This is a genomic window from Nocardia sp. NPDC052316, assembly GCF_044547795.1.
GTDB lineage: Bacteria > Actinomycetota > Actinomycetes > Mycobacteriales > Mycobacteriaceae > Nocardia.
Window position 1 is genome coordinate 222,100 of record NZ_JBIUBB010000001.1, and the last position, 13,817, is coordinate 235,916.

Sequence of the window (13,817 nt, forward strand, 5' to 3'; positions counted from 1 at the left end):
TGATAGATGAATCACAAATTGTCTCTCGTGTGATTAATTGCTCGGATAGGCGGTGCGCACAACACCGAACGTCTCGATCACGAGCTTCCGCTACCAGCCACGTATTCAAGTTTGTAGTGCCCGCTGTTGCTGTCCGTCCTCCTGCTCGAGGCAGACAGCTCGTCGCAGCGTTCCGCGACTAGGCGAGCTGCCCGATTCCGGCGCTGCATCGCATCCGAGCATATCGAGGGGTTGATACCGCGCCGCCATCGAACCTTAGCCCGGCGCCGACCCGGTCAGCCCGCTTGCCGAGCGTTCAACGCTCCATGACGCCCCCCCCCCCCCGAAGTTCGAGTCCGCGCGAAAGTGGGCCACCACGCTGGCAAGACTGCTGCCAAAAAGTAAAAGATCCCGAAGCTCTGTTGAAAGAACCCTGGGATCCGGATAATCAATGCGGACCCTGTCCGCTGAGTGTGCCCAACGTGTCAGCATACGAACCAGTCAGTGCTGGTAGATGGGCCTGAAATCACCATGCGACCAGTCGACACCCTCCGCGAACAAGACGGTGACCAAACCGCAAATAGCTGCTCTCCCCAACCCTCATCCAAATCACACGCCCTACGACAACGGCTCACAGACACCGACAGAGCTCGGCTCGTAGCAGCCTACGACGCCGGCTCATCCATGAAGAAGCTTGCCAGCGAATGGCAACTCGCCAAGGGCAGCATCCTCAACATTCTCCGCGATAGCGGCACCACCATCCGCCGACAAAAACGTCTCACCAATGACGAGATCGACCACGCTGTGACTAGCTACCGAAACGGTGAGTCACTCGATCGAATCGGCAAACGCCTCGGCCTGGCACACACCACCATCCGCACCGCACTCCAACGCCGCGGCATCTCAACACGCAGCGGTGGTGTACGGACTCAGCAATAGTTCTGTATATGCCGGTTCATGCCCCCCGTCGCTCGCGCAGACGGGGATGATCCTGATTGGCGTCGGCGGCGAGGTCGATCCACTCGTGCTGCCGTACACGCGAGGATGCCCCAGCCCGCGGCTGACTCAACGATCGAACGCACCCCTCGGCATATCCGGAGATTGATCTCGGCTAGCTCTGGATCGCTTCTGTCGGCACCTCGTCTACCAGCGGTTTCGGGCGAGACTTCCTCGCCCTGTTGACAAGATCAACTACCTTAGGTGACAATAAATGCGGCAATACCGCTGTGTCATCGCCTTGATCTGCGGCGAACTCCTTCTCCCCCAAGCTTTTCGACGATTGTCGACATGAAGCTCTGATCCTGTTCTTCCAGGATCAGAGCTTTGTCCGTTCACCGACTTCCCGTCCGATGCTTCGCGTCTGAGAAGCCTGTTTACCTGCCACAAACGACGGCCTGCCACGTGGGCGCTGACGGTGTCACGGCGGCAAGCGACCACGCCCAACACATTCCCCACAGTGCGCCCCGGCTCACCTGGTCCGGCCGCGCCCGATCTCTCGAGGTGTAATGAGATGACCCGTCCCTGCATCGAGCACGGAACTCCGTACCCAACAATCCCGTTCGATCTTCGCCGTGGCAGGCATTTCGCACTGCCTCACCAACCCGCGTCCATCCAATGACACAGAACATGCTGACACACAACGATTTCGGTGCGGGGATACCTGGGATGAGCAGCGAAGATCAGCCGTAACCAAGTCGCCTCTCGGGTACACGGATCACCTATTCCGCCCTTCACACCCATTCCACCCCAAGCCCCGGGACCTGCTGAAACCGCAGGTCCCGAGCCGTGCCTGGGCTCAATGGGACGATGCCGCACCGGTTTTGGTGGATATCGACCTGGTTGGTCACCAGGGCGGCAACACCTCCGGCGAGGATGACTACACGTTGAAGGTGACCGATCTCGCCACCGACGGGACCGAGAACCGCTCAATGTGCAACAAGGCCCAGCCACAACAAGTCGTCGCCGCGCTTGATGACATCGCTTCGGTGATGCCGTTCCCAGTGTGTGGTGGCGGGTGAGATTCGAGCGGCCGACTCGCCACATAGGCATCCCCAACAGAACCGTGGATGCCGAGAGGTCCTTACAGGTCAAGGTCTTCGGTGAATTTCACCGACGTGTATTGACCGCCTGACGTCCCGGGGGGAAATCAGTCCGGGCTCGACCGAGCGCATCTGGTATTCACGACGCCACACGGCCATGTTGAGCGCCTTGGATACCAGCGCGGTCGCCGTTGACATATGGCAGTCCAGCCGACGATCGATCGCGCGAGGTTGCCGTCGAACGTCACATACGCCCACCCGGTCCACGTCGACACGTATGCGAAGTCGGCCGATTCCCCGGGTTGTCCGCCTGCTGGTGGGTGGTCGTGACTGTCCTGGTCACAGCCCTGCCCTCGACCGTCGTCAATCCCATCGCCAGGTCGCAGAGCGGCTTCCTCCACCCGCCGCGGCGCCACGCCGCACGCGGGCAAAGCCGCATGAGGCAACGAAGCGATCGGTATGCAGCCGAATTTCGACTGTCGTTGCCGTGTAGCTACTTTGGCGGACGCAAGAGGCGTTCGGCTCCTGTGCTGCGCCTAGCTCCCCAGTCGGCACGGACGGTGGCTCCCCATTTGATCCAACTGTACCGTTATCCGGGTGGCAGGGGGTCTTCGTCCCAATATCGTTCGGTATCAGTCAATCCCAGGTGGGGAAGCGTGCATCGATGACTAACGCCTTGAAGTAGGGCCTCCAAACCAGTTGCGCGGCAATGCCGTACGTCTGTACATCGTCAGCGTTGCGAGATCGTCAGAGCGTTCGATTCTTTGAGATGTCTTGCTGATATGACTATTGACCTCTATCCCTTCTGTTGCCGCGTGGGATGACTGGCTGGTGTGTCGAATCCACATGGGTTACATGTTGGTTTCGAGTCAACCGCAGGCTGATCGACACGTAGATTCCAAACATACTGTCCTGGTAACGAATTGGAGGATTGGCCCTGAACGGGAACCTGAGGTAGGGCACTGAAGTCCGCGACTTGTAATACGAGTTGCGGCGTGTGTAGTTCCCGCATCACGAATTCCGTCTGGAATGGATTGATTCGGTTGCTGCTGTTCTGTCAGATTTACGGCGCCCGTCTATGGGCTCGGGGATTGTGGAGTGTGATGAAGTTTTGCCGTCAGGGCGACGCTTTGGTGCGTTGGTTCCCTGCTAATTGGTATCGCTTGAGCGCGGTGGCGCTGTCAGTTCTTCTGGTCGCGACATTGGCGCAGATAATGGTGTCGCCGCCGAGTGCGGCGGCTCCGCCGCCGAGTGCGGCGGCTCCGCCGCCGACGCGGGCCGTGCCGTTGCTGGCGTCAGGGGACGGCCCGTCCTCGGAGCTCGAGCTCGCACCGGAGCCCCCTCTGCCCGACGCCGACTTCGTGCCGTTGGCGCGCGCTGGGGCGGTCGACAGTCCTGGTGCGGGTCCGCGGCAGCGGGCGGAAGAGGATCCGAAAACGGTGCTGGTCGCCCCTGCCGACAACGCCATTCTGGCTTCCGAGACACCCATGTTGAAGGTCGCGGCCACCGGCGCTGCGGAAGGCGCGAAGTATTGCTTCAAGGTGTCGACCGGTTTCGACGGTCGCACTGGCAGCGTGGCGCAGTCGGGGTGCCTGCCGGAACCGCAGTGGACGGTGCCCCGCAATGTGGTGGCGAACGGAGGCCGATACACCTGGACCGTCGAGACTGTCGCCAAGGGTGCGCAGACGCCGACACCGGCGAGCTGGGTCGGTCATTTCACCATCGATCAGCGCACGGGTGATCCGAAACCGACCCCGACAGATTCGCTGGGGCCGGTGACGGTGAACCTGTTCAACGGCAACGTTCGTTTCGATGCCGCGGGTCCGATCTTCTCGGCGCTGGGTGGGCCTGCGGGGGTCAATTTCGCCTACAACTCGCGCCAAGGTGAGTCCCGGGGCGTGCGGGCCTCGTATTTCAACGATGCCAACCGCGATGGTTCCCCCGACGACGCCGCCGCTGTGCTGGTGCGGGCCGAATCTCAGGTGGATCTGCACTGGAGCAACATGTGGCACGACGAAACCAGCCGGGATCCCGTGCCGCCCGGGCTGAGTACCGAGGGGTTCATGGTCCGGTGGGAGGGGTATTTCCGGGCCCCGGTCGCTGGCGACTACCGTTTCGCTGGCGCGCACACCCCTGGAGCGAAGATCTGGGTTGGCGATCGGCTGGTCTACGACAACCCCGAAGCCGGTGGCATCTTCCATGACAAATTCACCGAGGCCGGTCCAAAACGTGACGACGAGGTGTCACTGACCGATGGTCAGCGGGTGCCGATCAAGGTTGAGCTGTATCACCATTCCGCTGATTCACCGGCAATGGTGTTGTGGGTCAAGAGCACTCAGGGCGCCGCTGGTGGTATGCGCATGCATAATCTGGTGCCGCGGATCGCGCCAGCCCAGTGGCTGTATCCTGCTGATCCGCCGCTGTTGCCGGCCGGTTGGACGTTGTCGATGCCGGCCAGCAACTACAGCCACGCGGCGATGCTCGACGGTGCGGTGGTGCTCACCGACGGTGCGGGCGGCAAACATAGCTGGGCCCGCACCTCGGGTGGATACGTTCCGCCACCAGGACGCGACGGCGTCGTGGCTTTCGACGCCCGTGGCCGACTCTCGGTGACCGAGAACGGGGTGGTGTCGCTGTTCAATCCCGACGGCACTCTCGCTGAGGTGTCGACCGTGCTCGATAGCAAGAAGCCCGCGTCATTGCAGTACCGCTACCGAGGTTCCCCGTCACGGCTGACCGAGATTGTCGACCCGGTGTCGGGGCGCTCGCACACCCTGCACTACAACACCGATGGCAGTAACAGTTGCTACGGCGGGGCGTCGCTTCCTGCGGGGGCCAACTCCGCTCCCGCGCAGCAGTTGTGCCGAATCACCTATTGGGACGGCACCGAAACCCGGTTGTGGTATCTGCTGAACGTAGTCGCTCGGATCGAGAACCCCGGTGCGGCTATGCAGGACTTCAGCTACACCAACCTCGCTGATGTTCAGAAGGAATATCGCAAGACCAGCAGCGAAGTCAAACGCCAGGAGCTCCTCGCCAGTATCGGACCGTTGAGCTTTGTTCGCGGGAACCTGGGCCACGACTGGGCTTCGATCCAACAGTTCCCCTCCCAGGCACTGGTACACACGGCAATCCAGTACAAACAGTTCGTCGAAGTACCCGGGGTGCCTGAACGCCTGCGGGCTGTCGCTGTCACCGGACCGTCCTCCGATGGCGGTTACATGGGCAAACGGCCCACCCACTATTACGGCTACGACATCGGCGGCAGGCAAGCGATCGTCAACGTCGATGGGATCGGCGGGCTCAACTCGCCACCGGAAAACACTGTCACCTGGGACGATGCTGGTCGCCTTCTTGCCTCGACTAACGCCGTTGGCGACACCGTCCGCAGCGAATGGAACGCGAAAGACCAGCGAACAGCCACGATTGACTCGACCGGTCGCCGCTCGACGGTGATCTACGACCACGCGGATCGGCCGACCGACAGTTATGGTCCGGCTCCAGCGGCCTGTTTCACCGGGCAGTTGCCGACCCCGCAGTGCGCGAACACGATGCCTCACACCAATACTCGGTACGACAAGAATCTGGCCGGGTTGGAAGCCGCGTTCTATGACAACCCGTTCACCTCCGGAGTTCCGAAAGACTGGGCGACCGGTGTCGGCTCCGCAGACGGCAGCCTGAAACGTAGCTGGGGATCGACCCCGCCGGTCGCGAACAAGGACGGCTGGTCAGGCCGATTCACCGGCGAGATCAAGTTCCCCGCGACCGGCGACTATACACTTGGGTTCACGGTTGTCGATGGCGTGCGGTTGTGGATCGATGACGTGCTCATTGTGGACAGCTGGACCGACAAGGCCGCCAGCGCTGTCCCGGGCACCTACACCAACACCGCAGCCGGTAGCTGGCATCGAGTCCGGGTCGACTACTACAACCGCAGCGGCAAAACCGGGGCACTCGATTTCACCTGGAAACCCCCGGGCTCCGGATCCTCGGTCACAGTGCCAGGGCAGAACCTGGCACCCCGCTACGGTCTCCAAACCGACCAGATCGCTGAGAACACCTCCGGCGGCGACACCGAACGCGCGCCCGCGAAGAAACTCGCGACAAGTTACTCCGACCCCAACAATGGGATCGACCCCGTGCTCGGGCTGGCAGTCTCCAAAACCGGAGACCCGGGCGGCATCAACCTGACCGGCCGGATGCTGATCGAAAAGCCCGGCCAAGGTTACCTGCGCCAACTGGCCGCAGCCCTGCCTGCCGGTGACGTCACCAATCCCGACAAGCGCGGCACTGTCACCTACTACGGGGACCGCGAAACCCGCTCGAACCCCTGTAAATCGAACTCCCCAGCTGCCAACCAGGGCGGCATGGTCAAAACCGTTCGGGGACCCAAGAACTCGGACGGATCAGCCAACGCGGTCGAGTCCGTGTACGACGGCGCAGGCCGTCTTGTCGCTGCCCGCACCAACAGTGAGCCGTGGTCGTGTGTGAGCTACGACGCCCGTGACCGCATTGTCGAGAAGTCGTTCCCGGCGATGGGTGACAAACCGGCCCGCACCATCACCTACGACTACGCCGTCGACGGCAACCCGCTGAAACTGAAAGTCAGCGACAACAGCGGATCGACCACCGCCACGATCGACCTGCTCGGCCAGACCGTGTCCTACACCGACGCAGGCGGGGTCACCACCACCAACGCCTACGACCCTGCCGGGCGCAAAATCAGCGAAACCACTGCGGTCAAGGCGGCTACCTCCACCCTGAACTACCACTGGGATGACGCGTCCCGACTGACCGGCCTGGACCTTGACGGGGCCAGGGTCGCAACCCCGGGCTACACCGCGGGAATCCTGGACAAAGTCGCCTATGGCAACGGATCCAACCTCGCGGTCAACCACAATGATGCCGGCTCGACGACCGGCCTCTCGTGGAAGGTATCGGGCTCCACTGTCGCCAGTACGGTCACCCGATCCCGTGACCAACGCATCACCGACGAAACCATCACCGACACCGCTGGTCCCGGCACCACCTACAACAGTTCCTATACCTATGACGGTGTCGGCCGCCTGGTCGCGGCCACCGTGCCCCACCACAAGCTCACCTACAGCTTCGCCGGCGACAACGGCTGCGGACCGAACAAGAAAGCGGGGCTGAATACCAACCGCACCACCTTCACCGACAGCTTCAACGGCGCCCAACCGGTCACCACCAACTACTGCTACGACGACGCCGACCGGCTGCTATCCACCAACGGGGCCACCACCCTGGCATTCACTTACGACACCTACGGCAACACCACCAAAATCGGTACCGACACACTCGGATACGACTCCACCCTCCGACACATCTCCACCACCACCGCGGCCGGACGCTCCATCGTCTACACCCGAGACGTCACCGACCGCATCACCACGCGAACCGTCCGCGACAACGACAAACCCGCACAAGTCACCCGCTACGGCTTCACCTCCAACGCCGGCGGGCCCGACTTCGTCCTCGACGATTCCGGAACTCTGCGCCAACGAGTGCTGAAACTGCCCGGCGGTGCTCTGCTCACCAAGAGCTACACCAACACCAAAACCGCCAACTGGTCCTATCCCAACATCCACGGCGACATCCTGCTCACAACCGACCACACCGCTACCCGCACCGGCACAGTCCACCTCTACGACCCCTACGGCCAAAACATCGACCCCGCCACCGGCACCATCGGTGACATCCCGATCCCGGCCACCGCAGAGGGTGGGATGGACTTCGGATGGCTCGGCCAACACACCGTCCCCATCGAACACGTCGCCAGTCAACAAGCCCTCGAGATGGGAGCCCGGACCTACCTGCCGAGCCTGGGGCGGTTCCTTCAGATAGACCCCGTGTCCGGTGCCTCGGCTAACAACTACGATTACGTAAATGGTGACCCGATCAACAGTTTCGATCTCACCGGCGCATGGCCCAGTTGGGGCGATGTCGGCGACTGGCTTGACGGCGACAAGGACGGCGACGGCAGCCGCGACGACGCGCCAACATGCAGGGGACGTAGCTGCTACCAAGAATGGAACTGGAGTTGGAAGAGCCAGAAGACATTTGGCCATACCTTCAATACGCACGGCGCAGGCAAGAAGAACACGAACAAGCTGAGAGGGCGCGCGGGCGGTACAGGGACCGAACAGGGGCAGTGGCTGGATAATGAGCTTGCCGCAGCATTTCTTAAAGGCGCTTACCGCCCGGGCGCCACTGCACCGTACAAGGTCCCCATTCCGGCCGGACTCGGGCAGGTAATTACGCCAGATGGAGATATAATACCAGCCACGCAAGCATTTCTTGTCCCCCGAACCGATCCCTCTCCCGAGGATCCCGACGGCGCGTACATAACTGCATTTCCGATTAGATGAGGTAAAGATGGGTTTTCATGTTGCATTCGTCCCTACAGCTCCGCCCGATGCGGGGTCTGCTATCCAGTTGGAAATTGAGCCGAGGTCCGGTTATAGGGAATTTATCATGACCGGGTGTTACATGATGGAAGAAGCTGGAGTTGGCGTCTTCCAGATCGGAGGGTTCGGACAGGAGGAATGGCAGCACGACGTCGGGTACGAGTTATCGGCATTCATGGAGCAACTTCCAGCCCTCATGGTAAGCCTTCGCGAGAATCATACAGGAAAAGTTGACATGTACCCCCAAGGCGTAGAGCGAACTTTGACGTTTCGACCAATAGGGGAGCATGTCGAAATTCAATGCGCGTCGCGAACTGACTGGGTCCCGCATCCCGAATTCGAGACTATGACACGAAACGAGCTCGAATCAATGCTTACCGAACTAGCCCAAAATTTCTTCATCGGACTGAAGGCGACCAGCCCCGAACTGGCTAACAGAGCGATTCAAGCGTGGAATGAAATGATAGAAGTGAACTTATGATCAACATCGTGGCCATAAAGGACTACCGAGATTGGTAACAAACCTCGATTTTTCGGAATGGCGGTGTGGTTTCAGCGACATTTGGCTACATCTGTTTCCGAATCACTCCGGACATGTTATCGAGGAATCTATAGGGAGGAAGTGCCCGGTTATAATGAGCACTGGGGCTTCCTCCTCCCGTCCGACAGGGCGATAGTCGGCGCCCTGCCGTGCGGGTCGTCGGCCGAGGTCGCGCTCTTGTATATCTTCAGCCTGAAATTTTCCCCTGCCCGACCGAAGGCGCGCAACCTCGCCTATCCCGGCCGGCGACGAGCCGAAGACCCCTGTCAGACCACGTATCAGGTTGGTATCAGCCGCCCCGGCGATGGTCTTCCATGACACGGGTGGTCGTCCTGGTGCGAAAACGGATGCCACATGACCCTCGACGACGAGGGCATCACCACGACCCATCCCCTGATCGGATCACGGGTTCGATGGACCGCCTTGAGCCACATCATCGAGACTCCCGAGGCCTGGTACCTCGTACTCAGCAGGATGTCGGCACTCACCGTCGCAAAGACACGCATGACCGGAGATCTGCGAGCCACATTCACCGAGTTCGTGCACGAGCTCCGGCCGGTCGCGAAGTAGCGCCGCCCGGCGTGGCCGTCCTGAGATGCAAGACTCGTCGAGCCCAACCCTGACGTGTTTAATCAGTGCCCGAACCCCTACTGGCCGATCGCCGTTCACGCACCGGGCAGCAAATCCACAGATCTGGGGCACCGCCGAACTTCGCACCGAACGACGCCGGCCAAACTTCACGGATCCCGTCGAAAAGTCGACCTCAAAACGGAGTAAGGGAGTAGGCAGAGCTCTGCCTACTCCCTTGACGTGGGCCCAACGTGTCAGCATACGAACCGGTCCGTACTGGTAGATGGCCCCGAAGTAATGTTCCGGCCCGTCGACACCCTGCGCGAACAAAACGGTAACCAACACACCAACAGACACCCCCACCCGCATGTCCCACCCGCACGCTCTAGGACGACGGCTCGCTGACAGGGACCGAGCAGCGATCGTGGCGGCTTACGAAGCTGGGCTATCCGTCAAGAAGCTTGCCGACCAATGGCGACTCGCCAAGGCAGCACCCTCAACGTCCTCCACGCCAACGACACTGACATTCGACGACAGCGACGCCTCACCACCGACGAAATCGACCAAGCCGTGACCTGCTACCGCAACGGCAATTCACTCGACCGAATCGGCAAACGTCTTGGTGTCGCCCACACCACCATCCGCACCGCACTGCAACGTCGCGGCATCCCACGATGCGACACACACAGCCGACCACAATGAGCCCCCCATCGTGAGACGACCATCAGGAATCCTGCTACGACTGATGTGCCGCACTTGGCCTAGCCGGCGCCTCACGAGAGGGCATCGGAGGCTCCGTACGGCGCACTACCCAGCTCAGGGCACGACCGACGATTCGACATCCGGTACACCGTGCAGAGAATGAACCGGCCGAGGAAGCCCACGGCAAGCAGAATCTGGCGAGCTTCCTGAGTGCGCCCCCGCGATAAGCAAGGCTATCAAGACAACTGACCAAGCTACCGCGCCGCGGAAACGCCAGCATACAGATAGCCATCGCACCACTACGCCACGACGACGAACCCTACTCACCCCACACCCAAATATTGAACTCTGAAAGCGCGCGAATTATCCCCACGCCAAACACAACGGTCGCGATGCGAAACCAGAACGCATCCAGAGCTATTCGACGTTCTGCCGGTCGGTCTCACTGTTAGGCGACTGCCACACCAGCGCACTCAGTACCGACTGATGGCTTGCCTCCGTCGAGCCTGGATCCTGAGGCTGCGCAAGACATTTGAAACCACACTATCTATCGAGCCCACCACATGCGGGCTTCTCACTTCCATCGTCTCCGGCCGGAGAATTCCCTGTCCGCTCCCCTACACCCCGTGATACCTCACTGATCCGGTCACACCCGGAACAACCGCCGCACACAAGCGATGGCGCAAGGCGCCACCACACCATTCACACAGATGACCCGCACTGGGTCTGCCGATCACCCACGAGCCCCCGTCTTATCCCGTGGTTCTCCCGGCTACAACAGGCCCCGAACAACAACTCTGCAAGAGCCGAATTCAGCCAAAAGGCCGGACGCAGCACGAAGCACATGCTACTTCGGGCAGCCGTTGGTGGTCGGGTTGGTGGCGCACAGGTCCGAGCTCCCGTTTCCCGAGCTGCCGGTAGCCAGCGGGGTGCCCGCCACTTCGTTGTTGCCGACCTTGACACCACCATTGACCGAGGACCCGGTATCGCTACTGCCGGTGGCCAGCGAATCGAACAGCCCACCCAGGGCACTTCCCGAGCCGGAGCTGGCAACGGGCCCAGCGGCAACCTCGGCGGCCGAGGCGGTACCCGCTGCGGCCAGCAGCAGACCCGATGCCACGACCATCGCGGCACCGAACGCACGAATATTCTTCATGGAATTCTCCTCACAAGGAATTTGTATCGCCACCCTTACATTTCCCAGAGGGAGAGGGGGCGGCCCAGTCAACAAAAGCTGCGCAATGAATTGGTAACACATTTCCCCGAGTGCCGACAACTCGAAGCAACAATCGCTACAAATCAATGACAGCCCAACTAAAGAGTCAATCGAACCGGTTCGGCAACAGCAGGCACTTTAATCGCCCGTACCCGCGAGCAGGCAAGGCTTTCTCTCAGTGTGTGTTTCATCTTCAAGCCAATATCCGGCGGCGTCTGTGATCAGAATGCCGAGTCTTGAAAGGCACCCGATGAGGACCCAGGAGAGCACGGCCACGGTGCGGTACACAATTGCTGTGGCCCATTTGGATTAATTTGTGACTCCTGGCTAGGCGAGATTCGCGCGCAGAATTATTTGGTGTAGCTGGTGGCGGTGGCGTGTATCTGCCTTACGTAGGTATCGGAGTGGTTGTAGGAAAAGATGGCCTTTTGCCAGCCGCGGGCGGTGGCCAGGTCACCACCGGACGCGCACAGGTAGCGTGCTGCCGCCAGGGCTGCGTCGTCGATGTTGTCCGGGCTGCCGGTCAGCTCGGTCGACGTCGCGGGTGTGGCCTTGGCGAGGGTGTGGGCGAGGGTTTTGTAGTCGGTGTCGGCGCGCACGCCCCAGCGTTTCCAGGTGTCTGGGATGAACTGGAAAGGCCCCGCCGCCCTCGCGTAGACCGTCTGCCCGGTCCGTGCCGAGGCATCGGGATCGGTGATGCGGGCGTTGCCGTTGGTGCCATCGAGCGCGACACCACGGATGGCGGGTTTCACTGATCCGTCGGTGCCGATCTTCGCACCGCGGTGGCGGCCGTGGTCGCTTTCCACCCGCGCGATCCCAGCCAGGGTGGTCCATCCCAGATGGCAGCCGGGCTGGGTTTTCGCCAGCACCACCGCCGCATACCCATAAGCCTGCAACGCCCGGATCGGGATCCCGTACTTGCTGCCTCTCCCCCGCGCCCACTCCTGCAACGGACCAGCGTGACGACCGGCCGCGACAAGCTGAATCGCGGGCACCGGATCACCGGCACCCGGCGGCGCGCGACGGACCTCGCGCTCCGGCCCGCGATCGCAGCCTGCGGTAATCACCGCGACGACTATCATCAGCAACACCACCAAGGTCGTGCTGCTCTGGCGGCCGCCTCCGCCAGATATATATCTGCTGTTCATCATCCCTCGCAACTCACCGCCGGAGCATTCCCGGTGCCACACATTCCGTGAGTCCCCTACTTGCACGGTCGAGCCGTGGTTGTGGTGGTCGGCTTCTTCGACGTCGGTGCCGGGGTGGTCGTGCGTTGTGGTCTGGTGGTAGCCGGTGGCCGTGTGGTCGTCGCAGGTGCTGATGTGGTCGTCTTCGGCTTGGACGTGGTTGTTGTCGGGCACCCGGTCGGCTTCGCGGTCGACGGCTTCGGCTGTTGGGCAGTTGTCGTCGCCGGGACGATCACAGTGACCGTGGACGGTTGCGGCGGCGTCGTGTCAGCCGGGACCACCACGGTGACCGTCGAGGGACCACCAGGTGCCTGCGTGGAGGGCTGCCGGGAGGCTTGCACCGAAATGCTGCCGTCGATCGAGAACCCCGGCCCCGGCCCGCCGCTGGGGGTCTCGGTGATCGTGGACGGCGCGGCGGTCTCGGTCACCACGCTGGTCTCTGTCGTGACCGGGTCGTCTCCGCTGACCGTGTCCACCTGGGCTGAGTCGGTCACCGTCACTGTTGCCGGAGTGATCGACTGATCGATATCCCCGGGCTCCACGTTCGGGACCTCACCCGGTGGAGGCACATCAGTCGGTGTCTCAGAAACGGTCGTCGCGACGCCGGTCTCGACCGGTGTCGTGTTTGCCAGGCCGCCCTGCAGCAACTGGGTGATGTCGTCGAAACTCTGTGTCCCCACCTCCGCGTCCGACAACGAAGCAGCATCACTGACCTCGTCGGACTTCTTCGGTTCGGTACCGGTCACGATCAACACCGTGATCACCGCGATGATCGCCACGGCCGCCGCCGCAGCGTAAGGCAAGTGCCGGCGAACATCACCCGCGGTGGCGTAAGCGGCGACTTGCCGCCATCGCCGGCGCAGCGGTGACACTGGCTCCTCATCGACAGACTCATCACCATCAGTGAAATCCTCTTCAGAGCCGTCCTGGTCCACATCATCCGCATCGTCGAAGGCATTCACCTCATCCGACACGTGCCCTTCCGCGAAGGCATCCACGGGTATCGCAATGACCTGGGTCTTGTCGGGATCGTCATGATCGGGTGTGTTGTTGTCGGGTGTTCGCACCAGGGTGCTGCTTTCTTCTCAGAGACGAGCCGTCCCGCTGCCGATGGGCATGCAGGATGAACTCGTCGACGGCCCCATACGGGCACGT

At 61.7% G+C, this 13,817-nt stretch carries 8 protein-coding genes; 5 read left to right on the forward strand and 3 right to left on the reverse strand.

What is annotated here, in order from left to right:
- The first annotated feature begins 663 nt into the window (after positions 1-663).
- From ACIHA7_RS00945 to ACIHA7_RS00965, 5 genes are all read left to right on the forward strand, one after another.
- Positions 664-918, forward strand: a complete 255-nt coding sequence (locus tag ACIHA7_RS00945) for a helix-turn-helix domain-containing protein (protein ID WP_397284213.1) — start codon at positions 664-666, stop codon at positions 916-918.
- A gap of 884 nt (positions 919-1,802) precedes the next feature.
- A complete protein-coding gene (locus ACIHA7_RS00950; RefSeq protein WP_397284214.1) occupies positions 1,803-1,997 on the forward strand; it encodes a hypothetical protein in 195 nt (64 codons plus the stop codon).
- 1,055 nt (positions 1,998-3,052) lie between these two features.
- Positions 3,053-8,407, forward strand: coding sequence for a PA14 domain-containing protein (locus ACIHA7_RS00955; protein ID WP_397284216.1), 5,355 nt, complete (start codon positions 3,053-3,055; stop codon positions 8,405-8,407).
- A 7-nt stretch (positions 8,408-8,414) separates the two neighbouring features.
- Positions 8,415-8,927 carry a hypothetical protein gene (locus ACIHA7_RS00960; protein WP_397284218.1) on the forward strand — a complete coding sequence of 171 codons (513 nt, stop codon included), beginning with the start codon at positions 8,415-8,417 and terminating at the stop codon, positions 8,925-8,927.
- 414 nt (positions 8,928-9,341) lie between these two features.
- Positions 9,342-9,557: a YcxB family protein gene (locus tag ACIHA7_RS00965; protein ID WP_397284220.1), complete on the forward strand. Its 216-nt coding sequence runs from the start codon at positions 9,342-9,344 to the stop codon at positions 9,555-9,557.
- A gap of 1,549 nt (positions 9,558-11,106) precedes the next feature.
- Here the strand turns inward: ACIHA7_RS00965 and ACIHA7_RS00970 are convergent.
- The 3 genes from ACIHA7_RS00970 to ACIHA7_RS00980 form a co-directional block, all read right to left on the reverse strand.
- Entirely contained in the window at positions 11,107-11,415 is a 309-nt protein-coding gene (locus ACIHA7_RS00970; RefSeq protein WP_397284222.1) for a hypothetical protein, read from the reverse strand.
- 410 nt (positions 11,416-11,825) lie between these two features.
- Entirely contained in the window at positions 11,826-12,557 is a 732-nt protein-coding gene (locus ACIHA7_RS00975) for a lytic transglycosylase domain-containing protein (protein ID WP_397284224.1), read from the reverse strand.
- A gap of 122 nt (positions 12,558-12,679) precedes the next feature.
- A complete protein-coding gene (locus ACIHA7_RS00980) occupies positions 12,680-13,729 on the reverse strand; it encodes a hypothetical protein (RefSeq protein WP_397284226.1) in 1,050 nt (349 codons plus the stop codon).
- Positions 13,730-13,817: the final 88 nt, after the last annotated feature.